Here is a 23,006-nt window from a genome sequence, read left to right as displayed (position 1 = left end):
TGGGACAGAGCCTAATTTAACGGGTAAGCTGGGTCTGCTTATCTTATATGGGGGCATGGCCTGCATTTGCCAGTGTCCCTCGCTTGGGGCCCCATCACAGGCGCCAGAGTGGTTTTCAGCACGCAAGCAAGGAGTGGTCATGAAGGAGCTAGCCTCCCCGTTGGAGCCTGAGTTGGTGCGGATCGCCGCGTTTTCTGACGGACAGCAAGGAGGGAATCCTGCAGGTGTCTGGCTGGGGCCTCGCTTGCCCGCGGCAGAGGAGATGCAACGCATCGCCGCCCAGGTGGGATTTTCGGAAACGGCCTTCGCCGCGCCCTTGTCGCTACTCGGGCCACCAGGCTCACCCCGGGGGACTGCGACCGCCCGGCAAGCTGTCGAGTCTGGGGAGTGGCGGGTGCGTTACTTCTCCCCCGAGGCCGAGGTGCCCTTCTGCGGCCATGCCACAATCGCCCTGGGTGTGGCGCTGGCGCGGCGTTTTGGAGAAGGGGAGTATGCATTGCACCTCAATCAGACCGAGATCAAGGTATCGGGCTGGCAGGATGAGGAGGGGCAGTGGCAGGCGGCGCTGCAATCGCCGCCAACCCGCAGCAAGCCGGCCCCGGCCGAGTTGGTGAGTGCCGCGCTGACGCTGTTTGGTTACACGTCAGCAGATCTGGATCCCCGCATTCCGCCGGCACTTATCCATGGCGGCGCCGATCATCTGGTGCTGGCCCTGAACAGTCGGGCTGCGCTCTCGGCCATGCACTACGAACTGGCGCAGGGGCGAACCCTGATGCAAAGGGAAGGGCTGGTCACCATACTGCTGGCCCATGCCGCCCGGGATCAGCTGTTTCATACCCGCAATCCCTTCGCCTATGGCGGCGTCTATGAGGATCCCGCCACAGGCGCGGCCACCGCCGCCTTTGCCGGTTACCTGCGCGATATCCATTGGCCCCACGGCGGCATCATAGATCTCTTTCAGGGTGAGGACATGGGGATGGCGTCACACCTGCACGCCGAGATCCCGGCCGCACCCGGCAGCTCAATCAGGGTGTTCGGCCGGGCCCGCCTGATGTGAGCGACACGCAATGAAAAAACCGCCAACTGGCGGTTTTTTCCTTTGTGCAGGAGCGAACTTGAGCGTGTTTCTCGGCATATTGCGCCCACTATGCGCTCTGGCCATGCTCCCCAGACGGATTCTGCTCCTCGTGAACGGGGGTGAGCCAGTGCAGCAACTGACGACTTACCTGCAGGCTGCCGAGCAGGGCCATATGGCTGGTGCGGTAGGCAATCCAGCAGTGGGAAGGGGGGAATGCCAGCTGGTGGCGCACCTCATCATGCTGGCCGAGGGCGCTGCGCAGGGGCACAAGTCCATCGCCAATCAGCCGATCAGCCAGCAGACCGCGTTTGGCCGCCGTGGTGGCCGCTATGGTGAAGCAGGCCACTTCGGCGGGCAGGGGCAAGGGGGGGCGAGGATCGGGCAAGGTGGTGTGCGGTTCGCCCTGCGGGGGCGGCGAGTCCAGCACCTTGCCGTGGCGCAGATCCTTGATGCCGGCGCTGCGCAGTTGTGCCAGCCTGACGAAGGGCTGGGTATAGGCGGTGGCAGGCAGCAGCTGCTCCAGCCAGTGACCGGCGTGCTCAAGGGGGGCGCCATGATGTGGCGTGCCGAGAAACACCATGTTTTTCAGGGCGCCGGGCCAGCCCATCTCACTCTGGCTGGCATGATGACAGGCGCTGCGGATCACCAAGCCGCCCATGCTGTAGGCCAGCACGCTGATCTCGTCGATGCCGCCGGGCCAGTGGGTTGCCAGCCGTTCCAGCTGACGGGCCAGCTCCCGCCCGTTTTGCGCAACGGGCAGGCCCGAGTTGTAGCGCACATAGACGGGCACATAGCCCAGCTCGCCGGCCAGTATCTCCCCATGGTTGAGCGTTTTTTCTTTGTCCTTCCCCCTGATTTGGGTCTGCCACTGCAGATCGTTCATGCACAGACCATGCACCATCAGCAGCACCCGGCCCCCGGCGGGCAGACTCGACGGCATGGCGTGCCAGTCCAGAGGCTGGCCGCCATGGCGCAGTGTCATGGGCGTGGCGAGGGCATTGTGGCTCTCGACCAGCTTGTCCCCCATCACACCATTGAGGGTGGCGAGCAGGGCGGCGCGCCTGGGCGTCTCGGGGATCTGGTGCAAGGGAGGCGTCGGTGGCAAGCGGGTGAGCAGGGCATGGATGCCACCGCTCAGGGTATGGGCGGCGCCATGCACTCCCTGGTAGACCAGACCCGTGATCCCCCGGGTTTGACCCTGGGCCTTGCCCCTGATCCCCATGCCACTCAACACCGCCTGATGGACGGCCTCGGTGATCTGCACGGCAGCAGGCAGGGCCTGGGTGAGCAAGCGGGCCAGCTCGCGGATATCGGAAAGATGCCAGGAGGAAACCGGCTGCTGCTCTGTCGACTGGGTCATGGGGTCGCCCTCAGGGAGATGGTGTCAGCAAGCAGACTTGCACCCACTGGATGCGTGCTGACTGGCACAGACCCATCCAGCTTGCCGTGTTTGCCTCGGGTTTACCAGTGAAGCCGCTGGCAGATCCTGCGGGGCAGGGCCCCTTGCTGCACGGGGTGCCGCGGGAGTGCGTTTCCCCTGGCGCGAGGCTGGTCACGGTAACGGGCAGCAAAATCCTCTCTACTTGGTCATATGGCACCGTAATAGGGAGGCGAAGATGTCACTGTTTGATGAGCGCAGGGTACAGGATCTCTGTGCCCGCTTGCTGGAGGGCACCGACGAGAAGGGGTATTCACTCGATAGCAAGCATGGCCGCGAGCTGCTTGCCCTGTTGCAGGCGGTGAGCGGCGTCAAGCCGGTGGGGCGCAGCGCTCGCCATACCTTGACCCCCGCTGGGCACGACTATCTTGCCAAGCAGCTGGCACACACAACACCTCAGATGGCGGACATGCGCGGCAGTGTGCAGGCCCTCGGGGTGAGCTTGCCTTCGCGCCTCAATCAGGCCAGTTTTCATGCCCTCTGGCATGGGGACAGCAAGCATCCACGCAGTGACACAGACCCGGATCAAGCTGCCATGGACATAGCATTGACGCAGGATGAGGTGATCCGACTGCGTACCCTGAGCTCGTTGTCACTCATCGATCAGGATGGCAAGCGCCACGAGATGAGTGCGCCGATGGCACTCTTGGGAGAGCTGGCCTTGCCGGAGCGCAGCCTGGCCAGGTTGCAGGGCATCGAGTGGCAAGGGCGGCAGATAGTCACGGTGGAGAACAAGGGCGCCTTCGTGGATTACCCATTGCAAGCGGGGGACCTGCTGCTCTATGTGCCTGGCCGCAATACCAGGCTGGCACGGCAAGTGATCCCGCTGTTGCCGGCGGCTGTGCCCTGGGCTCATTTTGGCGATCTGGATCAGCGGGGATTGGATATTGCCACCGAGCTGGCCGGGGCCATCCATCGGCCCCTGGCACTCTGGTTGCCCGAGACGCTGATGGCGTATATCCATCACTATGCCCGTCCTCTGACCCGTCAGCTTGAGGGGCAACAGGCCAGCAGAGGCAAGATCCCCTGGCGTGCCGCTCCCACGGCAGGCAGGCCAGGGGATCTGCTGGCAGAGGCGCTGACGCATCTGATCGCACACGGGTTGTGGCTGGAGCAAGAGGTGCTGGTGCTCGCCAGACGCTGGCAGTCATGGCCATTGGGTGTGGCTTGCGACTAATGGCGCCATAAAAAAACCGCCTGATGGCGGTTTTTTTATCATGCCGGCCCTTATTTCAGGGCTTTTTTCAGCTTCTTGATCTTGCCTTCGTGCTTGGCAATTTTCTCAAGGCGTGCGGCGATCTTCTTCTTGATATCTTTCTTGCTGGCTTTGGCCATCTGTGTTGCTCCTTTTGCAGTGGGGACACCTTGAGTGTCCGTGAGTCTGTCCATCGACGTCCCAGATTGCCACAGGGTTGCCGTCTGAGCCAAGCCTCTGTCGAAGAAAACAGCACATTTCAACCGGGGTGCCGAGGAAAAACAGGGGGGCTAGCTGCGTGTGACCTCGGTTGCAGTAGGCATCAGACAAGGTTGGGCGACTACCAGAAGGCTTGTGCGGCATATTGCGGCCACCAAAAAGCGCCCCTTGGGGCGCTCTTGGTATCACTGGCAAACCGGACTCTATCAGGCTTTTTTCAGGTAGGCGGCGACCAGCACTATCTGCACGCCGTTGACCTTGCCTTCGATGTGCAGCGGGTTGTTGGTCAGGCGGATGCCCTTGACCAGGGTGCCGCGCTTGGCGGTGAAGCCGCCGCCCTTGACGTCCAGATCTTTGATCAAGGTGACCGAGTCGCCTTCGACCAGCACGGCGCCGTTGGAATCCAGGGTCGGTACGCTGTCGTCATCATCGCTGGCCATGCCGGCTTCGGCCCAGGCCTTGGTCTCGTCTTCCATGTACATCATGTCCAGCATGTCCTGAGCCCACACTTCGCCCTGGCCGGACAGGGCTTTCAGCTGACGCCACGCCATGACCTGCACGGCGGGAACCTGGCTCCACATGCTGTCGCCCAGGCAACGCCAGTGATTGACCACTGTGGTGTCCGGCTGCTCCAGCTGGCCACGGCAGGTGTCACACAGGGCAAGGCTGTGATCATCATCGCTGGCCGGTGAGTGGGGCACAGCGAAGGCAGTCAGTGCCTGTTCGGCGCCGCACAGTTCACACTTGGCGCCCGCGCGCGCTTGCAGGATGGCATTGATGGTCATGTTTTGGTTCCATTCATGTTGGTAAAATGGCCCGCCTTGAGCGAACCAGGGTAAAGAGGGGGCGGAATATAGCATAAAACCCCTCTCTTTGTCAGGCCAACACCCGGGCTCCGGGTCGTTTGCCAGGTTGACACTTGCGCTCACGGCGGCTTGCCGGGGCCAAGCCTGGGTGCATGACCGCCAGTCAGGCCGGAGTCCGGTCTCATGGCGGCCGGTTCGCATTGGCGAGTGCTTTTTGGGGAGGGATCGCTAGAATAAGCCTCTTTTTTGACTGCAAGGCAGGGGCAAGCGTGCTGGCTCAACGTTTTCAACAACTGGATAGATTGCTGACCGAGACCCGGCGCTGGTGGCAATACCAACCCTATCATCACCTGAACCTGGCCTTCGCCGACGAGGCACCCGCGCTGGCCGCACAGCTCAACGCCATGCCCCTTGAACAGATCAATCGACTCGATGGCGACATGGGGGCATTGTGCGACCTGCTCGCCCCCTGGATCCCGGCGGGGAAGACGCTGCATGCCCTGAGTGAGCTCGCGCTATTTAGCCCCGAGCCCATCCAGTGCGCCAAGGAGATGGCGATGCACATGCCGGGTCGCAAGCAGGCGCAGATAGAGGCCTTTACCGGCTGCCTGCCACCCCATCAAGGCCCCTATCTGGAGTGGTGCGCGGGCAAGGGACATCTGGGACGGCTGGTTTCCCTGCATCGCCGGGCAGAGATCCTGAGCCTGGAGCTGCAAGGTCCGCTCTGTGAAGAAGGGCGTCGGCTGGCGGCGCGTGACGGGGCCCGCATGCAGTTTGTGCAGGCGGATGCCTTTGCGGTCGATGCCGGCCAGCTGCTCGCCACCGAGCACCACGCCATGGCGTTGCACGCCTGCGGCGAGCTGCACACCCATCTGTTGGCGCTGGTGGCAGAGCGCGGCGCTCAGGGGGTGACCATATCCCCTTGTTGCTATCACCTGATCCGCGGCACTCACTATGCCCCCTTGTCCACCGCCGCCCGGGCCAGCGATCTGCACCTGGCCAAGGCGGATCTGCGGTTGCCGCTGCAGGAGACGGTGACCGCCGGAGCCCGCATCTCGCGCTTGCGCGAGCTGGAGGTGGTGTGGCGGCTCGGGTTTGACTGCCTGCAGCGCCAGGTGCGCGGAGTGAACGAATACCTGCCGGTGCCCAATATGCAAAAAAGCCTGCTCACCGGCAGCTTCGAGGCGTTCTGTGAATGGGCGGCCGAGCGCAAGGGAATAGCCCTGCCGGCGGGAATGGATCTTGCCGCTTTTCTGGCCATGGGGGAGGCCCGTTATGGCGATGTCGCCCGCATGGAGCTGGTGCGTCATCTGTTCCGCCGACCGCTCGAGATCTGGTTGGCGCTCGATCGGGCGCTCTTCCTGCAAGAGCAGGGCTACCGGGTGGAAGTGGGCGAGTTTTGCGACAAACCCATGACCCCCCGCAATATCTTGATCCGTGCCGTGCGCTCTGCACAGGCATGAGTGACACCCCTCTGGAATGCCCGGCGGCCAGCCGGGCAGTTCCTATCCTGCCGGGTGATTGACCCCATTGGCGTGTGATGTGGCCCATCATGGGATGGGCCACGGCAAGATGCGGGTTGCTATTATTTTTCATCGGCCTTTACAAGGCATATCACGGCACACACTGCGCAATTCAGAATATCTGTTTTTTATGCATTTTATGGCGTTGCGCCCAGAGAGTGAAATGGCTCACAGATCCGTTTTATTTCTTAATTTTTGATGAGAATTTAGTTATGAAAAGGCCTATTCTCGGGGTGAACTTTTCCGAGACAAGGACTGTGCCCCATGTTCAAACCCACGCAATGCGCCTGGCTGGTTGCTGCTGCCTGCGCATTTCCAAGCTATGCCGCCATGAATATTCAGCCCGATCCACAAAATGCCGGTGGATATGTGATTGCCGCACCGGATCTGGCGGCAGTTGAAAAAGCAAAAACAGCCAATCCCATGTACGGGGTCTGGTCAAAAGCATTGGCGACACGGCCCAATAATATTGTCGATGCCATCATACCAAGAGCGGCCAGCAATCCGGATAACGTCAAACGGGTCGAGCGGGTATTCACGGAATCGGACTGGGAATATTTGACCCAGATGGCGGCGCCTGAATATACCTATGAACGCTTCTTGCGGGCCATAGGTAAATTCCCGGCTTTTTGTGGTGAATATACCGATGGCCGGGATTCGGATGCCATCTGCAAAAAATCCATAGTGACGGCCTTCGCCCATTTTGCCCAGGAGACGGGCGGGCATATCAGCAAGAACAATATATCCGACAATCCGCTGGCGCTGGAGGAGTGGCAACAGGCGCTGGTGCATGTGCGCGAGATGGGGTGGTCAGAGGGGCAGGCGGGTTACACCACGGGTTGCGGCCAGAATGACTGGCAGAACAAGAAGTGGCCCTGCAGCACGGGGCAGGGCTATTTCGGGCGCGGCGCAAAGCAGCTCTCTTATCACTTCAACTACGGCGCCTTCTCCGAGGCCATGTTTGCGGGTGATGCCTCGGTGCTGCTGAGCGATCCGGGGCGGGTCGCCGACTCCTGGCTCAACCTCGCCTCCGCCATCTGGTTCTTCCTCACCCCCCAGGCCCCCAAGCCCGCCATGCTGCACGTGATAGACCGCACCTGGGTGCCTTCCCAGCGCGAGATAGCAGCGGGCATCGGCTACGGCTTTGGCACCACCATCAACGTCATCAACGGTGGCATAGAGTGCGGTGAACAGAACAAGGACAAGGGCCAACCGGTCAACCGGATCCGTTATTGGGAAGGGCTGGCCGAGCACTACCAGATCCCCGTCAAGGCCGACGAGAAGAACACCTGCTGGCAGCAGACCCCTTATGGCAGCCTGAATCTGAACGGCGCCACCGATGTGCTTTATACCAACTGGGATGGCAACTGGAAGTACTACCCGGACAGACCCGGCGGTTACTCCTTCGAATGTGAGCTGGTGGGTTTTCAGACCGCCTATTCGGCCCTGGTGCCGGGGGATTACGAGAAGTGTGTGACCAACTTCTACGGCTCCCATGCCAACTGGCCCAAGGTACGGGTGGTGGCCAAGCTGGATCCGGCCCCCGTGGATCCGGTCGATCCGCCGATCGGGGACGCGCCGGCCTGGAGCGCGACCGCCGTCTATACGGCGGGGGCCAAGGTCAGCTACAAGGGCGCCGTTTATCAGGCAAAGTGGTGGACTCAGGGCAATGAGCCCGGCAAGGGCGATCCCTGGGCGCTGGTGCCGGCCAGGTAAGGAGGGCTTGGCTTCGTCACTTGGGCTAACGAAATTTGTACCACGGCTCCTTCATATATCTGGCTGAACGGCAAGGGGGGAGGCTTATTGCCTCCCCCTTTCATCATATAGAGGCCATTTATTCATCCAGGCAGAAGATGAATTGCCATGCTTGCACCTCCCGCTTATCAAGAGATGACTTATCCCTGAAGAAGACGGTTTATTTATCCTCTGTTCATATCCGGTATCTTATGGTGCTCACTGTTGGAGATATATGTGCGGCGAAAAGCCGTTTGCTGGTCTGGCGATGTGGGTTGGATGCCATAAATATTGGCGAACGGCTGCTCATCCAGCGTGGTGTTATGGCTGGCAGCCATCATGCCGGCCTCTTGTTATCGCGCGACAACACTCGATAACCTGGGGCAGGAAAATTCATCTCCACCGTCGTCAAGCCTATTTTCAGGGTTGTTGCGTTTGGCACACTGCCCCTGGAACAATATCCATTGTTTGATATGGCGCGGCATAATGGCGTGATCTTGTCGTGTGCCAGCCTCTCACTCTGTGTTTTGAAAGACAGGTGGCTATATCAGACATGGACCTTGATGATGGCGGAATCGGGATAAACAAAGAGGGGCCACACAATGAATATCGCCATGCATTTTGAAATTCCGGTGACGGATATGACGCGAGCCATCGAGTTTTACTCCCGCGTATTTGGCATCATGTTCGAGCGAGCGGAGATAGATGGCAACGAGATGGCGTTGTTCCCGCTCTCGGAGGGGGGCGAGGGGGGTTCCGGTGCCCTGGCCAGGGGAGAGACATATGTTCCGAGTCTGGATGGCACGCGGATTTATCTGGCGGTGACCGATATCGAGCAGGTGATGGCCAGCGCCTTGCTGGCCGGAGCCAAAAGTCTGTATCCCGTTACCCGGGTTGGCGACACCATCAGGGTGGCTGAATTTCAGGATCCCGAGGGCAACCGGATCGCCCTGCAGGAAACGGCCAGACGCTGACGCAAACATTCATTCATGCTGGGCAGGCCAAACGGGGTCCGGCTCGGCACAGACAAGCAGGTGTTATGACGATACGTATTGCTACCCCGGCGGATGTCCCGGCGATGTTCGAGGTGCGTACCAGTGTGCGAGAGAACCAGATGTCCCTCCTGGAGCTGGCTGCAGTGGGGATCACCCCCGCCACCTTGCCCGGCATGCTCACCGGAAGCGGGCGAGGCTGGGTGGCCTGTGATGGGGACCAGGTGGTGGCGTTTGCGATGGCAGAGGCCGGTGACGCCACCATATTTGCCCTGTTTGTGCGCCAGAGTCATGAGGGCAGGGGGCTGGGTCGCCGCTTGATGCAGGCTGCCGAATGCTGGCTCAGTGCCGAAGGGTGCACCGAGGTGTGGCTGCTGACCGATGCGGATCTCCGGGTCAGGGCCAACGGTTTTTATCGCCACCTTGGCTGGATGGAGGATGGCATTCAGGAGGAGGGAGAGATGCGTTTCAAGAAATGCTTGCGGGATGATGGGTAACGAGCAGGCCGTGGTGAACGCGTCCCTCTTTGGCCGACAGGGAGAGGCGGCGCCCCCCCAGATGCGGTGCACTGGGTGGATCCGTGCCGTGTTTTGTGAGGCAGTTAATGGCGAGGGCGCGACAGGCGTGGTACTCATCTGATGCGAAATATGGCCGAAGAACGGCTTGGATCCATCTTGTCAGGGAGGCGTTATGCAAGGACATTGTTTGTGCGGCGGGATCCTGGTGTCGAGCGGGGATCACCAGGAGGTCAACCTCTGCCACTGCACCACCTGCCGGCGCTGGTCCGGCGGTCCCCTGTTTGCGGTGCACTGCGGCAAGGACGTGCGTTTCAGCGGGATGGCGCCTGTGACCTATCGCTCCTCCGAGTGGGCGGAGCGCGGCTTTTGCCCCACCTGCGGCACCCACCTCTTCTATCACCTGCTGCCGACGGATGAATACATAGTGCCGGCTGGCCTCTTCCAGCGGGACGATTTTCAGCTGGCGAGCCAGATCTTCATCGATGAGAAGCCTGACTTCTACGAGTTGAAGAACGAGACGCCCACCCTGACTGGCCAGCAGGTGTTCGAGCAGTTTGCGCCCAAGCCTTGATGGGAAAGGTGCTGATGCGATGACGTTGACAGACAAGGACAAATGATGGAACTGGTGGTGATCCGCCATGGTGAGACCCAGGCCAATGCCGAGGGGCGTTATCTGGGGGCGCTGGATGTCGGGCTGAACGACACGGGAGTTGCGCAAGTCACCAGATTGGCGCAGCTGATCGCGGCGACGGAGGCGCCGTTTCAGCGATTGCTGACCTCGCCTCTGCTGCGGGCAAGGCAGAGTGCCGAACTTGTCTCGCACACGCTGGCGCTGCCTGCCCGGATAGTGCCCGCCTTTCGTGAACGTCATGTGGGGGTATTTGAAGGGCTGACCCAGGCAGAGGCGAGGGAGCGTTATCCCGCGCTGTGGGCGCGCAATATTACCCGGCGCTGGACAGCAGCGCCGCCGGAAGGGGAGTCGCTGGATGCCGTGATTGCGCGGGTGTCACTGGGGTTGACCATGCTTGCCGAGGAGGCGCAGGGCGAGCGGGTCTTGCTGGTGGCGCACGGGGTGGTGGCAAAAGTGATCCGCGCTCTCACGACCACGGGATTCTCCGATTTTTTCGACTGGCAATTGCCGAACGGTGGCAGCTTGGTCGTGGTGCATGCATCGAGCGGGCCACTGATACGTTTCAGTCGTCCGAGCCTGCAAGATTGAGCGTTTCATTGCGTACGCATTGAAAATGGATGGCGCTCAGTTGGCTGGTTTCGACAGCCTGAGTTCCCCTTTGACTCGGGCTTGAACGCCAGGTGACCGTGGCGTTGAAAGCCCGGCTTACGACTGCTCCGGCGACTCCTTTTTGCAGCAATTGCGGCCCTGTTTCTTGGCCAGATAGAGGGCGGTATCCGCCCGGCGCACCATTTTTTCCACCGTATCTTGCGGACTCTGGCTCGCGCTGATGCCGATGCTGATGGTGAGCGGCACCTCGGTGCCCGCGCCCAGCAGGTGGCGTTCCGACTCTATGGCCAGGCGGATCCGCTCCGCGCTGGCCCAGGCCAGCTCCAGCGAGGTTTCCGGCAGCAAGATGATGAACTCCTCGCCGCCCCAGCGCCCCAGCATATCCACTTCCCGCAGCTGTTTGGCGATGCGCCTGACCAGGCTGAGGATGGCCTGATCCCCTTGCTGATGGCCATAGGTGTCGTTGACCTGCTTGAAGTGATCTATGTCGATCAACAGCAGGCTCATGGTGTGGCCGAAACGCTGGCAGCGCTGCATCTCCAGCTTGACCAGCTCGTCGAAGCGGCGCCGGTTGGCGATCCCGGTCAGGGGATCCGTGGTGGCTGCTACCTTCAGCTCTTCCACCAGCCGGGCCCGCTCCGAAATGTCCCGCAGTATGGCGGTCATCTCGGTGGTCTGACCCAGATTGATCTTGGCGATGGTGACTTCCAGTGGAAATTCGCTGCCATCGCGGCGCAGGCCCATCACGGAGGCGCGGGCGTGCATGGGGCGCGAATTGATGGGTGAGCTGCTGAATGCCCTGAAATAGCCGTCGTGGTTGGCGCGAAAACGCTGGGGCAACAGGGTTTCCAGCCGCTTGCCGACATAAGTCTCATCGACGCCGAACATCTCGCAGGCGGCGGTATTGATAAGCTCGATACGCGACTCGCTGTTGACGCTGATGATGCCGTCATAGGCGGAGTTGACCACGGCTTCGAAGCGCTTGCGGCTCATCTTGAGCGCCTCCTCCAGCTGCTTCTTGGCGGTGATGTCGATGGCCGTGACTATGATGCGGGTGATGCGGGATTGTTCGGGAATGATGGGGGAGAGGATGAAGCGCCACCAGCTGGTGCGTGACAGGGTGTCGATGGGGAGCTCGCTCTCCAGCCCGGTCTGCTGGCTGACGCATTCGTGCATCGGCTGCTCTATGCTGCCGGTGATGTAGCGAGGAAACATCTCGCTGAGCCGTTTGCCTATGGTGCTCAGCACATCCAGCTCGAATGCCTGGGCAAAGGTGTCGTTGGCCGAGACCAGGGTGAAACGATCGTCATCATCGAGTGAAAATACCGCCACAGCGGCACCGATGGCATCGAGAGACGACTTGATGTCGGCATGGGAACCCTGTGTGAACATGCAACCTCCACTGCGAATAACACGTTGATATTCAGTATAGTGTGGCCGTTTTTCCACCAATCATGCCATGCGTCAGGATCCGCCATGGGGTGAGTCAAGCCGTGGCGGGGGTGACTGGCTCAGGGGGCGCGGCTGGGCTTTACTCTGTTGACATGGGTATCGCACGCGTCACCGGTGTGTTCGCAGAGGCGGCCTCGGTGTCGAGGCCAGCGCTGGCAAGGGATATCAATCGAGGCAAGGAGAGAGGGATGAAGATCAGCATTGATGCGCGTATCGAGCAGGAGATAGACGCCGTCTGGTGGGCCTGGAATGACCCGGACTGTGTCGTCAAATGGAATGCCGCCTCCGATGAGTGGCACACCACGCGCAGCCGGGTCGATCTGGTGGTGGGTGGTCGTTTCTGTCATCACATGGCGGCCAGGGATGGCAGTGCCGCCTTCGATTTCGAGGGCACCTTCACCCTGGTCGAGGCACCGACCCGGCTTGCCTATGTGATGGATGACGGACGGGCTGTGGATGTGCGCTTCGTCGAGGAGCAAGGCGCCACTCTGGTGAGCCTGGACTTTGACGCCGAGTCCGCGCATAGCCGCGAACAACAGCAAGCGGGCTGGCAGGGCATTTTGAACAACTTCAAACGCTATGTGGAGGCCGCTGGCTGACGCAGGTTCGGCCAGGTCAATAAAAAACCACCGGCGGGCAGCGGTGGTTTTTTATTGGGACATGAGCCCAAGTGTGTGATGCAGGCGGCAGGCGCTGGTGGCAAGGGGCATCAAGGTAGCGTCATCGGCAGGGGTGTTGTCACCCTTTGTCTGTGGCCGTTTACTCTTCTATATCCAGCAGCACCAGGATGGCGCTGTCGCCGCCCCATTCGCGGGGGGCCTGATGAAAGGCGCGCACATTGGGGTGCTGGGCCAGCCAGCTCGGGATCCGCTGCTTGAGGATGTGTTTGCCGATGCCGTGCATCACGGAGGCGACGTGGATGTTCTCTTTCTGGCAGAGGGTGAGCAGGGCGGCCAGCTCCTGTTTTGCCTGATTCTGGTTCATGCCGTGCAGATCCAGATAAATCTCCGGCGGATAGATGCCGCGTTTGAGCTTCTTCAGCTCGAATTTTGACACATCGTCACGCACGTAACGGGTCGGGCCATCCTCGTCCAGATGGGGCTGGTACTCGTCGCTGAAAAAGTGGCCAACCCCAAGCTTTTCGCGGCTTTCACGCAGTTCGCGTTTCTGCTTGACCGGGCGCAGGTCGGCCCTTATGGTATCTTGCTTAATTTTCCGGGTACCTTTGACAGCATCGCGAAACAGCAGGCTTTCCTCGATCGTCGGTGAGGGCGTTTTTTTCATCAGGTACTCGTCTTGCTCGCTATATAGGTTTCTCGGGCCGGATATTACTCGACTTGGAGGTGGATTTGGACAAGATATTTATCGATGAGGTGGTTGCCGAGATGCACACCATCCAGGACATGTTGCGCTGGGCCATGAGTCGTTTCAACGACGCCGGGATCTTCTACGGACATGGTACCGACAACGCCTGGGATGAGGCCGTGCAGCTGGTACTGCCCGCGCTACATCTGCCGCCGGACGCGGATCCGGGCATGCGCCACTCCCGTCTGACCACCAGCGAGCGTCATCGCATCGCCGAGCTCATCATTCGCCGCGTGCAGGAGCGCGTGCCGGCCGCCTACCTGACCAACAAGGCCTGGTATGCCGGTTGGGAGTTCTACGTGGACGAGCGGGTGCTGATCCCGCGTTCCCCCATCGCCGAGATGGTGGCCAACCGCTTCGCCCCCTTCCTCAAGCATGAGCCGACCCGGATCATGGATCTCTGTACCGGTTCCGGTTGCATCGCCATCATCATGGCCCACGAATTCCCGGATGCGGAAGTGGATGCTATCGACATCAGCGTGGATGCGCTGAACGTGGCCGAGCGCAACATCACCGATCACGGTCTGGAGCAGCAGGTCATTCCGATCCGCTCCGATCTGATGCGCGATCTGCCCGCCGGTGACAAGTACGATCTCATCGTCTCCAACCCGCCCTATGTGGACTCCGAAGACATGTCGGATCTGCCGGAGGAGTTTCGTCACGAGCCGGAACTGGCGCTGGCCTCCGGCTCCGATGGCCTCAAGCTCACCAAGCGCCTGCTGGCCAATGCCGCCGACTTCCTCAAGGATGATGGCGTGCTGGTGGTCGAGGTGGGCAACAGCATGATCCACCTGGAAGCCCAGTTCCCCGAAGTGCCCTTTACCTGGGTCGAGTTCGAGAACGGTGGTCACGGTGTGTTCGTGATGACCAGGGCCGAGCTGGAGCAATACCGGGACCATTTCGCGATTTACAAGAGCTAAGCAGCAAGGAGCACCCATGGCAGGGAACAGTTTTGGCCAACTCTTTCGGGTCACCACCTTTGGCGAGAGCCACGGCCTGGCGCTGGGCGCCGTGGTCGACGGTTGCCCGCCCGGGCTCGAGATAAGCGAAGCGGATCTGCAGGGAGATCTGGATCGGCGCAAGCCCGGCACCTCCCGTTACACCACGCCACGCCGTGAGCCGGATGAGGTGAAGATCCTCTCCGGGGTGTTCGAGGGCAAGACCACAGGCACCTCCATCGGGCTGCTCATCGAGAATACCGATCAGCGCTCCAAGGACTACTCCGACATTAAGGATGTGTTCCGCCCGGGCCATGCCGATTACACCTACCACCAGAAATATGGTCAGCGGGATTATCGGGGCGGTGGTCGCTCCTCCGCCCGTGAGACCGCGATGCGGGTGGCGGCGGGCGCCATCGCCAAGAAGTATCTCAAGCAGATGCACGGCATCGAGATCACCGGCTTCCTCTCCCAGCTCGGCCCCATCAAGGCCGAGGCGTTCGACGCGGCGCAGATTGAGCAGAACCCCTTCTTCTTCCCCGATGCGGGCAAGCTGGAGGCGCTCGATCAGTACATGCGTGACCTGAAAAAAGAGGGCAACAGTGTCGGTGCCAAGGTACAGGTCATTGCCAGCAAGGTGCCGGTGGGCCTGGGTGAGCCGGTGTTCGACCGGCTCGATGCCGACATAGCCCACGCCATGATGGGCATCAATGCCGTAAAAGGGGTGGAGATAGGCGACGGTTTTGCCGTGGTGGAGCAAAAAGGCTCCGAACATCGCGACGAGATGACCCCGGCTGGCTTTGCCAGCAACCATGCGGGCGGCATTCTGGGCGGGATTTCGTCCGGTCAGGATATTGTGGTTAGCATGGCGCTCAAACCCACGTCCAGCATCACAGTGCCGGGCAAGACCATCAATACCGAGGGCGAGGCCATCGAGATGATCACCAAGGGTCGTCACGATCCTTGTGTCGGCATTCGCGCCGTGCCCATCGCCGAAGCCATGCTGGCGCTGGTGTTGATGGATCACCTGCTGCGCCATCGTGCCCAGAATCAGGGCGTGCTGACCCATACCCCCCAGTTGCGCTGATCGGCCTGCCTACCCCGCCAACTGATTGAGGGGGAGCGCAGAAAAATACCGCAATGGCGCAATAACAGGCAGCGCAAAAAGGCGACCCCAGGGTCGCCTTTTTTATGGATCTCGCCGCCTAGGGCTGACGGGCCTGGGCCGTGTCTGGTCGGGGCGCGGCTTCCTCCCCCTCTGGATTGTCAAACCGGCATGGGGGCGGGGCAAAACCGCTGCCGGGCGAGGGGAGGGCGGCTATGGTGTCATTGACCCGGGCTAGCTCTGCCTCGCTCACCGCCTCTTTGGCAAACATCAGGCTGACCGGCTGATGGTGCAGCAACAACTGGCAGCGGATGAAGCCGTCCGCCCCCAGCTGTTGCAGCCGATAGCGCGCGTATTGCCACTCCATGATGACCCCATCGAGGCGACGAGCCAGCAGCAGCTCGATCAACCTGTCGTCGGTGTTGTAGTCGTTGGCGCCCTTGAGGGCCGGGCAGTGCTCCATCCGCTGGGTGGGGCGGGTGCCACGCAGCTTGCCCAGATGCAGTTGCGTCTGCTGGCACAGGGCGGGGAGGCTCTGGATACCTTGCCAGGGATCGGCATGGCCCGGAATGGGGTTGTGGCTTAGCAGCACGAAGGTACTGCGCCGGTAGGGGGCCGAGAAGCGGGCGAACTCGCGCCGATCCGGGGTATCGAGCGCCCCCATGGCCAGATCCAGCTGTTGCTGCTTGATCAGGTGCAGGGCACGGGCCCAGGGCAAGTTGCGAAAGCGCGCCTCCAGCCCGGCCTGGCTCAGGATCTGGCGGGTCAGGGTCACATCCAGTCCATCCAGCGAGCCTTGAGGGTTGATGTAGCTAAAGGGCGGCCAGTGGCCCCAGGCTACCGACAGCCTGGTCTTGGCCCCGAGCGGGAGGCTCAGCCCCAGTGCCAGCAGCAGCAGGCCTGCCTGACGCCAGCGACGACACTTGCTTGTGATATGTACAGCCATGAGCCTGAACCTCCTTGTTCGGGGACTGAAATGATGGTCGTCTGTTGCTGGCATCAAGCATAGCCTGATTCGAATGAGTTCTGAGGCAGGATCTGCGAGCGGGAAGGTGACCCAGTTTTTCGGTTCGCGCTGGGATGAACATCACATTTCTCTCGTTTATCCACGGCAACTCCGTTAGACTGCGCCTCTATTCTTTCCCCTTTGCTCTGCTCCCCGGGGAAATCGTTGTTTTCTCAATAGGCCCAGAACTTGTGAGATGGCATCGGCTCAGCAGAGGAGCCCCACCACAAATCCCCGGCGCCACTATCCCTAGCAGGTAATTATGAGTTTTTCTTCCCTCGGTCTGGCCGAACCCTTGTTGCGTGCCGTTGCCGAGCAAGGCTACGACACCCCGTCTCCCATTCAGCTGCAAGCGATCCCCGCCGTTCTGGCTGGCCGCGACCTGATGGCGGCGGCCCAAACAGGGACCGGCAAGACCGCAGGCTTTACCCTGCCGATGCTGCAGCGTCTGATGGAGAGCAAGCGTAAAGTTTCTCCCAACCGGATCCGCGCCCTGGTATTGACCCCGACCCGTGAGCTGGCCGCCCAGGTGGGCGAGAGCGTGCGCAACTACGGCAAGCATCTGCCGATGCGCAGCCACGTGGTCTTCGGTGGTGTCAGCATCAACCCGCAGATGATGGCGACTCGCCGTGGTCTGGACGTGCTGGTTGCCTGCCCTGGCCGCCTGATGGACCTCTACAACCAGAACGCCGTCAAGTTCGACGAAGTCGAGATCCTGGTGCTGGACGAAGCGGATCGCATGCTCGACATGGGCTTCATCCGCGACATCCGCAAGATCCTGGCCCTGATGCCCAAGCAGCGTCAGAACCTGCTGTTCTCCGCGACCTTCGCCGACGAAATTCGCGAGCTGGCCACCGGCCTGCTCAACAACCCGGCCGTGATCGAAGTGGCGCCGCGCAACAGCACGGCCGAGCGCATCGAGCAGCTGGTTCACCCGTGCGACAAGGCCAACAAGATCGGTCTGCTGAGCCATCTGGTCACCAGCAACGACTGGCAGCAGGTGCTGGTGTTCACCCGTACCAAGCACATGGCCAACCGTGTTGCCGAGACCCTCGACAAGAACGGTGTCAGCGCTGCCGCCATCCACGGCAACAAGAGCCAGGGTGCCCGTACCCGCGCGCTGGCCGGTTTCAAGGAAGGTAGCGTCAAGGTGCTGGTTGCGACCGACATCGCCGCCCGTGGTCTGGATATCGACAAGTTGCCGCAAGTGGTCAACTTCGAGCTGCCCAACGTGGCGGAAGACTACGTTCACCGTATCGGTCGTACCGGTCGTGCCGGTGCCGCCGGTCACGCCATCTCCCTGGTCGCGGCCGATGAAGGCAAGCTTATCAAGGCCATTGAGCGTCTGACCAAGCAGAACATCCCGTGCGAGCAGGTGGCCGGTTTCGAAGCCTCCCGCGAAACCCTGGACAACATAGCCCGTGGTATCGGCGCGCCCCTGCGCAAAGAGCCCCGCGATCCGAGCGAGCAGCGCCGTGTTGCGCCGCGTCCGCAGGGTCAGGGCCAGCGTCAGGGCGCCGGTCGCTCCGCCAATGGCGGCAACGCCGGCGGTGCCCGCACCGGTAACGGTGGCAAGCCCAAGCCGCAGGGCGGACAGCGTCCGGCCGATGGCGCCGGCAAACCGGCCCAGGCCCGTCGCCCCCGCCGCGCTACCCACAACCAGTAAGTGAGTGAGGTAACACCTCCCAGCGTCACAGGTTGATATAAAAAGCCCTGCCAATCCGGCAGGGCTTTTTTGTGTCTGTCTGTCTGTCGCTCGCCGCCATCCGCGGTGGCTGGGGTTGCCGCCTAGAGTAGAGGGAGCCTATCCAGGTTTCAGCAGGTGGCAATCAAGTGGTCATGCTTGCTGACTTGCGTCTGGATCTGTTGGCACAGGGTGTGAATATGGGGCTCATCCATTTTCTCACGAGAAATATAGATGCCGATAACCCCTTTGTTATATTCCTCATCCATGTCGAGCGGGACTATGCCGAATTGAGCGAAATAACTCTCCATGCTGCCTGGATAGGGCATGACGGCATTGCTGGTCTTTGCCATGTCAATGCCGGCCATCAGCGAATTACAGGTGTAAATGATTTTATCATTGAGCTGCATAGCTGCCTGATCTTGTTTTTTTCTTGCCAGGTCCTCGACCAGATGAAGATATTTCGGCTCATCCGTGGTGATCAACAGGCTGGGGTAATTTACCAGTTCCTGTTTGCTGCATACTTTCCCCAGGAGGGGATGCCCGGCCCTGACAAATATGGCATCGCTGGAGGTAAATAACGGGATAAATATCAGGCTGTAATGTTTATCCAGACCATGGATCTCATGTCCCAGAAACAGGTCGATATGATTGCCAAGGAGCAGATCCAATAGCCGCAGGTGATTGCCGACCTCGATATTGATGGCACAGGATGGATTGGCTGCTCGATAGTGCAGGATGACAGGTTGCAGCACATGCTGCCACCAGGCATGGCCGGTACCCACTCTCAGCGGCAGGGCCGCTCGCTCACGAAGAATGGCGAGCCGCCTGAGGGTATCATCATAGATCCGCTGCATCACGCGGGCCTGTGTCAGCAGCAGCTCCCCGGCGGCGGTCAGCGTCACGCCGCCGGCGTGCCTGATCAGCAGGGTCGTGTCCAGGCTCTCTTCGAGTTTCTTCATGTTGTGGGTCAGCGTCGGTTGGCTCAGCCCCATATGTCTGGCTGCCAGACTCACACTCTTGTGGGTCGCGACCTCGATGAATTGTCTTAGGTGTTTGTCCACGGAAAATGGCGTCCGTTCAGGGTCAGGCGGAGCGCAACGCTAGTGCAAGCATGCGAGACTGTCAATCGCCACCGTATCGCCAGAAATGGTTTTTATGTGTGTCTCTTCACGTTGTTTTCCATTCGTTTTGGCCGGCAATTGCGCCATTTTAGTGCGTACGATCACGCAATCTCATGCCGTTATAGAGCACATCTATCTCGCCAGTCAGCTCATCTATGTTTCCTTCCAGGCATGCCGGTGTAAGCTGTGAAAACAATTTTTATTGTTGTCATTCAAATAACAAAAAATAAAGTAACGAAGGGAATATATGAAAATAAATCCATTGGCTTTATCCGTGGCATTATTATGCGGCGGCGTCATCTTGTCCGGCTGTAACGATAACGGCTCATCTTCCAATAATGATAATACTGTCAAACCAGAGGTGAAGGCCCCCTGGGATTTCGATCTCTATCTGGTCGGGGAATTCAGCGGCTGGGATCGTGCAGACAAATTCAAGCTGGTTTTCAAAGATGGGGTCTATCGGTTGGATAACCTGAAGATGAATTCAGGCATGTCGCCCTTCAAGGTAGGGGGTCCGGAGTGGACAAAATATCCCGATTTTTCTGCCGACAGCCGCAAAGAGACCAGTATTTTCCCCGAACAGCGTTACCCCATGTATTACCAGAATAACGGCCAGAACAACCGTCTGGTCGTGACTGAAAAAGGGCTGCTCGATATTCAGGTCAAGGTGATCAATGCCGATCTGGCGGCGCCCGTCATCGAATTTGCCATGGTGCGTGATGACCCCAATTACGGCGAGAGCCTCTACCTGAAGGGCGTAGATGGCAACCTCGAACCTCTCTTGCAGATGGTTTATCAGGGTGACAAACGCTACGTGGTGGTCGCCAAGCTGACCCCGGGGGAGCACAAGATAAAGATGGCGTCCGCGCAGGATGGGATCGGCTTTGCTCCTGGCGGCGCCATCTCATTGAATGAGAACGTCAGGATGCAGCGTTGTGACAGCGGCTGCCAGCTGGCGTCCCTGTCGGTGTCGCAGGCGGGATATTACAAGTTTGTCCTCGATGCGAGTCAGGATGAGCAGGCTCCCTGGCTGTTGGTCAGCGTGGCGACCGACGAGGATCTTGGCATGATCAACCCTCATGAAGGGCATGAGCTTATCGAGAAGCTGGAGTACCAGACCCACAAACCCGGGGTCAAGGAAATCGCCACCTTCTCGGTCAAGCAGGCCGGGGCCGACTATCGCGGCTATGCCCAGTCGACGACCCAGGAGCTGCGGGATCCGGGGGATAGCTTCACCACGTATCAGGAGCAGGCCGATTTGCCCCGGTTGCGCTCGGGAAACATGGTGTTTGACGCCCTGTTTGCGCTGGCGACGCACGAGATGCGGCAAAACCGCGTGGCCCAGGTCAAGGATGGCAGTTACGGCGGCGGTCAGGCGATCCCCTGTGACTGCTTCGAAACCGGTGCCAAGTGGCATTATGTCTGGACGCGGGATCTCTCCTACGCCACCGATCTGGGGCTGGGCATCCTGGATCCGCAACGGGCGCGAAACTCCTTGCAGTTCAAGCTCTCCGATTTCAGAGCCGAGCTGAAGCAGGGCCTCGACGGCCTGATCCCGCAGGGACGCCAGATCATCCAGGATACGGGGACGGGGGGCAGCTGGCCCATCAGTACCGACCGCATGGGCTGGGCGCTGGCGGCCGAGCAGGTGCTGGCGGCCTTGCCTGCCGGGGAGCGCAGTGCCTTCCTGCCCGAGGCGTTCGAGGGGTTGCGCAATACCATTGAGAGCGATCGCCTGGCGGCCTTCGATGAGGGCGATGGCCTCTATGTCGGGGAGCAATCCTTCCTCGACTGGCGTGATCAGACCTATGCCAAGTGGATCACCGCAGACATAGCCCATATCGGCATGAGCAAGTCCCTCTCCACCAACGTGCTCCATTATCAGGGGTTGAAGCTGGCGGCGCGTCTGGCCACCGAGCTGGGCCAGGATGAATTGACGACCCGCTACAGCCAATGGGCAGCCGAGCTCAAGCAGGCCATCAATCACGGCTTCTGGCTGGCAGATGAGAAGATGTATGCCAGCCTGATCAACACCAATACGGATCCGAGCCCGGCCTACAAGTTCGACCTGCTCGGGGAGTCCCTTGCCATCCTGGCGGGCATTGCCGATGAGGAGCAGGCCAGAGAGATCGTCAGCCGTTATCCCCTGGGGCCTTATGGCGCCCCTGTCTATTTCCCGCAGCAGCCCGACATGCCGGTCTACCATAACCGCGCCATCTGGCCATTCGTCTCCGCCTATGGGCTGAAAGCCGCCGCCAGGGTGCAGAACGTGGCCGTGGCCGATCGCCATGTCGACTCCCTGATGCGCGGGGCCGCGCTCAACCTCTCCAACATGGAGAACCTGGAATGGCTCTCCGGTCAGCCCTCGCTGATGGATCTGACCCATCCCGACCTGACGGGCCCGGTGATCAACTCTCAGCGCCAGCTCTGGTCCGTGGGCGGCTATCTCGGCATGGTGACCAGCACTCTATTCGGTTACCACATTGAGGAGCAGGGGATCCGGGTCTCGCCCTTCGCCACCGCGCACCTGCACAAGCTGATGGGGGCCAAGCAGGAAGTGGCGCTCAAGGGGCTGAACTACCGCGGCAAGCAGATAGAGCTCAAGTTGCTGCTCCCCGACGTCGGGGAGGAGGGCAGTTACTACCCGGTGCGGGGCATCACGCTCAATGGCGCCCCCGTGGGTGAGCTGATCACCGAGGATATGCTGGCGGCCAGCAACCTGATCGAGGTCCAGTTGGGCGCCGGGGTGGCCGATGCACAGGGGATCCGCCTGATCGAGGACGTGGCGCCGCTGGATGTGGAGAACCGCAAGGTGTTCGCCCCGACCGAGCCCACCCTGCTGGGGGTCACCGAGCAAGGGGGCAAGCTGGTCGTCGCCTTGCAAGACAGCGTCAACCAGGGGGCGCTCAGCTACAACATCTATCGGGATGGCAAGCTGGTGGCCGCCGGGCTGGATGCGGCGAGGGATTGGGTCGACGAGCTGGCACCGCAACCTGGCATGGCCTATTGCTACAGCGCGGAAGCCATCTACCCCGAGTCTGGCAACCGCTCCCATCACGCCAAGCCGGTGTGCTACCAGCCTGAACGCCAGCGCATCGCGGTCGATGCCGATATGGTGTCGCATAGCGGCACCCTCACGGCGGACGATGCGGCCATTCCCGTGAAGGATTGGGGCCGCCCGGAAGACACCCTGCTGGTGCGGGGCGTCACCCTGGATGGCAAGCGCGCCATTCGCCTGCAATACAGCAATGCCCAGCACGCCATCAACCTGGGGGTGACCAACGGGGTGAAACGGGTATCCGTGCTCAGCAATGGCAAGGTGGTCGCGAGCGGCATGGTGCAGATGCCCCACGTGATGCAGGATGGCGACCTCAAGCCGCTGCGCGACTCTACCCCCGTCATCGTCGCGGTGCCGGCGGGGCAGTACGACATCCAGGTGAGTGACTTCTATAACATGAGCTATCTGAAGGCGAACGCGACCTACAACGATGCCGGCGGGCAGGGCGGAGCGGTCAACCTGATCGACCTGGCCGGCATCATAGTCTCGGCTCGTTAAACCGCAGTAGCAGAGCAGCTGCGGGCAATACTC

At 60.8% G+C, this 23,006-nt stretch carries 20 protein-coding genes; 13 read left to right on the top strand and 7 right to left on the bottom strand.

Annotated features, from left to right (window positions below; translation table 11 throughout):
* Positions 1–139 precede the first annotated feature (139 nt).
* The gene (locus tag BN1118_RS10135) at positions 140–1,057 is read left to right on the top strand and encodes a PhzF family phenazine biosynthesis protein (RefSeq protein ID WP_043555836.1); all 918 of its coding nucleotides are present in this window, start codon (positions 140–142) and stop codon (positions 1,055–1,057) included.
* Positions 1,058–1,145: 88 nt separating this feature from the next.
* Here BN1118_RS10135 and BN1118_RS10130 read toward each other — a convergent pair whose 3' ends face one another.
* Positions 1,146–2,438 carry a lipase family alpha/beta hydrolase gene (locus BN1118_RS10130; protein ID WP_043555835.1) on the bottom strand — a complete coding sequence of 431 codons (1,293 nt, stop codon included), beginning with the start codon at positions 2,436–2,438 and terminating at the stop codon, positions 1,146–1,148.
* Positions 2,439–2,694: 256 nt separating this feature from the next.
* Between BN1118_RS10130 and BN1118_RS10125 the strand changes: the two genes are divergently transcribed.
* Positions 2,695–3,693 carry a Wadjet anti-phage system protein JetD domain-containing protein gene (locus BN1118_RS10125; protein WP_043555833.1) on the top strand — a complete coding sequence of 333 codons (999 nt, stop codon included), beginning with the start codon at positions 2,695–2,697 and terminating at the stop codon, positions 3,691–3,693.
* Positions 3,694–4,136: 443 nt separating this feature from the next.
* On the opposite strand, the gene BN1118_RS10120 is transcribed toward BN1118_RS10125, so the two are convergent.
* Entirely contained in the window at positions 4,137–4,715 is a 579-nt protein-coding gene (locus BN1118_RS10120) for a PhnA domain-containing protein (RefSeq protein ID WP_043555832.1), read from the bottom strand.
* Positions 4,716–4,969: 254 nt separating this feature from the next.
* Here BN1118_RS10120 and BN1118_RS10115 point away from each other — a divergent pair, with 254 nt between their 5' ends.
* On the top strand, positions 4,970–6,199 hold the full coding sequence (locus BN1118_RS10115) for a methyltransferase (protein ID WP_043555895.1): 1,230 nt from the start codon (positions 4,970–4,972) through the stop codon (positions 6,197–6,199).
* Positions 6,200–6,523: 324 nt separating this feature from the next.
* Positions 6,524–7,975, top strand: a complete 1,452-nt coding sequence (locus BN1118_RS10110; RefSeq protein ID WP_084214069.1) for a chitinase — start codon at positions 6,524–6,526, stop codon at positions 7,973–7,975.
* Between the two features lie 203 nt (positions 7,976–8,178).
* On the opposite strand, the gene BN1118_RS21675 is transcribed toward BN1118_RS10110, so the two are convergent.
* A complete protein-coding gene (locus BN1118_RS21675; RefSeq protein ID WP_156994880.1) occupies positions 8,179–8,334 on the bottom strand; it encodes a hypothetical protein in 156 nt (51 codons plus the stop codon).
* 273 nt (positions 8,335–8,607) lie between these two features.
* Between BN1118_RS21675 and BN1118_RS10105 the strand changes: the two genes are divergently transcribed.
* The 4 genes from BN1118_RS10105 (at position 8,608) to BN1118_RS10090 (ending at position 10,722) form a co-directional block, all read left to right on the top strand.
* Positions 8,608–8,967: a VOC family protein gene (locus BN1118_RS10105; protein ID WP_244463596.1), complete on the top strand. Its 360-nt coding sequence runs from the start codon at positions 8,608–8,610 to the stop codon at positions 8,965–8,967.
* A gap of 65 nt (positions 8,968–9,032) precedes the next feature.
* On the top strand, positions 9,033–9,482 hold the full coding sequence (locus tag BN1118_RS10100) for a GNAT family N-acetyltransferase (RefSeq protein WP_043555829.1): 450 nt from the start codon (positions 9,033–9,035) through the stop codon (positions 9,480–9,482).
* A gap of 193 nt (positions 9,483–9,675) precedes the next feature.
* Positions 9,676–10,074: a GFA family protein gene (locus BN1118_RS10095; RefSeq protein WP_043141925.1), complete on the top strand. Its 399-nt coding sequence runs from the start codon at positions 9,676–9,678 to the stop codon at positions 10,072–10,074.
* 45 nt (positions 10,075–10,119) lie between these two features.
* Positions 10,120–10,722: a histidine phosphatase family protein gene (locus BN1118_RS10090; protein ID WP_043555828.1), complete on the top strand. Its 603-nt coding sequence runs from the start codon at positions 10,120–10,122 to the stop codon at positions 10,720–10,722.
* Positions 10,723–10,839: 117 nt separating this feature from the next.
* Here BN1118_RS10090 and BN1118_RS10085 read toward each other — a convergent pair whose 3' ends face one another.
* On the bottom strand, positions 10,840–12,135 hold the full coding sequence (locus BN1118_RS10085) for a sensor domain-containing diguanylate cyclase (RefSeq protein ID WP_043555826.1): 1,296 nt from the start codon (positions 12,133–12,135) through the stop codon (positions 10,840–10,842).
* Between the two features lie 248 nt (positions 12,136–12,383).
* Between BN1118_RS10085 and BN1118_RS10080 the strand changes: the two genes are divergently transcribed.
* A complete protein-coding gene (locus BN1118_RS10080; protein ID WP_043141921.1) occupies positions 12,384–12,794 on the top strand; it encodes an SRPBCC domain-containing protein in 411 nt (136 codons plus the stop codon).
* Positions 12,795–12,954: 160 nt separating this feature from the next.
* Here the strand turns inward: BN1118_RS10080 and smrB are convergent, their stop codons facing one another.
* Positions 12,955–13,479 carry an endonuclease SmrB gene (gene smrB / locus BN1118_RS10075; RefSeq protein WP_005315464.1) on the bottom strand — a complete coding sequence of 175 codons (525 nt, stop codon included), beginning with the start codon at positions 13,477–13,479 and terminating at the stop codon, positions 12,955–12,957.
* A 65-nt stretch (positions 13,480–13,544) separates the two neighbouring features.
* Here smrB and prmB point away from each other — a divergent pair, with 65 nt between their 5' ends.
* Positions 13,545–14,480 carry a 50S ribosomal protein L3 N(5)-glutamine methyltransferase gene (gene prmB / locus BN1118_RS10070; protein WP_043142017.1) on the top strand — a complete coding sequence of 312 codons (936 nt, stop codon included), beginning with the start codon at positions 13,545–13,547 and terminating at the stop codon, positions 14,478–14,480.
* A 16-nt stretch (positions 14,481–14,496) separates the two neighbouring features.
* A complete protein-coding gene (gene aroC / locus BN1118_RS10065; protein WP_043555824.1) occupies positions 14,497–15,585 on the top strand; it encodes a chorismate synthase in 1,089 nt (362 codons plus the stop codon).
* Positions 15,586–15,703: 118 nt separating this feature from the next.
* On the opposite strand, the gene BN1118_RS10060 is transcribed toward aroC, so the two are convergent.
* Positions 15,704–16,549 carry a substrate-binding periplasmic protein gene (locus BN1118_RS10060; RefSeq protein ID WP_043555823.1) on the bottom strand — a complete coding sequence of 282 codons (846 nt, stop codon included), beginning with the start codon at positions 16,547–16,549 and terminating at the stop codon, positions 15,704–15,706.
* A 322-nt stretch (positions 16,550–16,871) separates the two neighbouring features.
* Here BN1118_RS10060 and BN1118_RS10055 point away from each other — a divergent pair, with 322 nt between their 5' ends.
* On the top strand, positions 16,872–18,275 hold the full coding sequence (locus tag BN1118_RS10055; RefSeq protein WP_043555822.1) for a DEAD/DEAH box helicase: 1,404 nt from the start codon (positions 16,872–16,874) through the stop codon (positions 18,273–18,275).
* A gap of 149 nt (positions 18,276–18,424) precedes the next feature.
* Here the strand turns inward: BN1118_RS10055 and BN1118_RS10050 are convergent, their stop codons facing one another.
* Positions 18,425–19,357, bottom strand: coding sequence for a LysR family transcriptional regulator (locus BN1118_RS10050; protein ID WP_043555821.1), 933 nt, complete (start codon positions 19,355–19,357; stop codon positions 18,425–18,427).
* A 523-nt stretch (positions 19,358–19,880) separates the two neighbouring features.
* On the opposite strand from BN1118_RS10050, the gene BN1118_RS10045 reads away from it, so the two are divergent.
* Positions 19,881–22,973 (top strand): MGH1-like glycoside hydrolase domain-containing protein, encoded by a 3,093-nt coding sequence (locus tag BN1118_RS10045; RefSeq protein WP_043555893.1) that lies wholly within the window; start codon positions 19,881–19,883, stop codon positions 22,971–22,973.
* Positions 22,974–23,006 lie beyond the last annotated feature (33 nt).

It is taken from the genome of Aeromonas bestiarum, from assembly GCF_000819745.1.
Classification (GTDB): domain Bacteria; phylum Pseudomonadota; class Gammaproteobacteria; order Enterobacterales; family Aeromonadaceae; genus Aeromonas; species Aeromonas bestiarum.
This window is presented reverse-complemented; position numbering and strand designations above follow the sequence as displayed.

What these genes read in the sequence shown, in the direction of transcription:
- BN1118_RS10135 (WP_043555836.1), top strand. Translation starts at nt 140, where the DNA reads ATGAAGGAGCTAGCCTCCCCGTTGGAGCCTGAGTTGGTGCGGATCGCC.
- BN1118_RS10130 (WP_043555835.1), bottom strand. Translation starts at nt 2,438, where the DNA reads ATGACCCAGTCGACAGAGCAGCAGCCGGTTTCCTCCTGGCATCTTTCC.
- BN1118_RS10125 (WP_043555833.1), top strand. Translation starts at nt 2,695, where the DNA reads ATGTCACTGTTTGATGAGCGCAGGGTACAGGATCTCTGTGCCCGCTTG.
- BN1118_RS10120 (WP_043555832.1), bottom strand. Translation starts at nt 4,715, where the DNA reads ATGACCATCAATGCCATCCTGCAAGCGCGCGCGGGCGCCAAGTGTGAA.
- BN1118_RS10110 (WP_084214069.1), top strand. Translation starts at nt 6,524, where the DNA reads ATGTTCAAACCCACGCAATGCGCCTGGCTGGTTGCTGCTGCCTGCGCA.
- BN1118_RS21675 (WP_156994880.1), bottom strand. Translation starts at nt 8,334, where the DNA reads ATGATGGCTGCCAGCCATAACACCACGCTGGATGAGCAGCCGTTCGCC.
- BN1118_RS10105 (WP_244463596.1), top strand. Translation starts at nt 8,608, where the DNA reads ATGCATTTTGAAATTCCGGTGACGGATATGACGCGAGCCATCGAGTTT.
- BN1118_RS10100 (WP_043555829.1), top strand. Translation starts at nt 9,033, where the DNA reads ATGACGATACGTATTGCTACCCCGGCGGATGTCCCGGCGATGTTCGAG.
- BN1118_RS10095 (WP_043141925.1), top strand. Translation starts at nt 9,676, where the DNA reads ATGCAAGGACATTGTTTGTGCGGCGGGATCCTGGTGTCGAGCGGGGAT.
- BN1118_RS10090 (WP_043555828.1), top strand. Translation starts at nt 10,120, where the DNA reads ATGGAACTGGTGGTGATCCGCCATGGTGAGACCCAGGCCAATGCCGAG.
- BN1118_RS10085 (WP_043555826.1), bottom strand. Translation starts at nt 12,135, where the DNA reads ATGTTCACACAGGGTTCCCATGCCGACATCAAGTCGTCTCTCGATGCC.
- BN1118_RS10080 (WP_043141921.1), top strand. Translation starts at nt 12,384, where the DNA reads ATGAAGATCAGCATTGATGCGCGTATCGAGCAGGAGATAGACGCCGTC.
- smrB (WP_005315464.1), bottom strand. Translation starts at nt 13,479, where the DNA reads ATGAAAAAAACGCCCTCACCGACGATCGAGGAAAGCCTGCTGTTTCGC.
- aroC (WP_043555824.1), top strand. Translation starts at nt 14,497, where the DNA reads ATGGCAGGGAACAGTTTTGGCCAACTCTTTCGGGTCACCACCTTTGGC.
- BN1118_RS10060 (WP_043555823.1), bottom strand. Translation starts at nt 16,549, where the DNA reads ATGGCTGTACATATCACAAGCAAGTGTCGTCGCTGGCGTCAGGCAGGC.
- BN1118_RS10055 (WP_043555822.1), top strand. Translation starts at nt 16,872, where the DNA reads ATGAGTTTTTCTTCCCTCGGTCTGGCCGAACCCTTGTTGCGTGCCGTT.